1 protein-coding gene is annotated in these 465 nt (G+C 56.8%); it reads left to right on the top strand.

The features are described 5' to 3' along the window. Positions 1–352, top strand: a 352-nt coding sequence (locus tag AC1RPG_RS08170; RefSeq protein WP_481762494.1) for a hypothetical protein, incomplete at its 5' end; no start/stop codon positions are given. Positions 353–465 lie beyond the last annotated feature (113 nt).

Here is a 465-nt window from a genome sequence, read left to right as displayed (position 1 = left end):
TGAGCCCGGTGAATCTGGAGCTGGCTATTTCAAATGCGAGTGGGTCCCGCTGCCCGCAGATGAATGGCGTGCGCTGCTCGAACGTGAGCTACAGCAAACAGCAGACGGTGAAAAGACGCCGACGCACGCAGCTCTGCGCCTGTTCGACATCGATATACCCGGAGCACAGGGCGATGGATTGACGGACAAGGGTGCAGGACGCCAAAGCGCGGAACACGCAATGGTCTCGCTGCTTGAAGCATTGGCCGATTACGCGGCTAACGGTGATATTCCGGAAGAAGCGTGGGACGCGGCAATCGTCGAGATGTCACGTAAAGCCACAGAGCAGTCCCGTCCACCAGAGACAATTTAATTGTACGCGGGGCAAGTGCCCAGACGTTCACAACTCACCACCCCACTTTCACAACAAGGGAAGCAATATGCAAACCGTTTCGATCACCGATTACACCCTCCTGACGCCCAAGC

This window comes from Dellaglioa sp. CoH-57-MRSF-18 (genome assembly GCF_056781995.1).
This window is presented reverse-complemented; position numbering and strand designations above follow the sequence as displayed.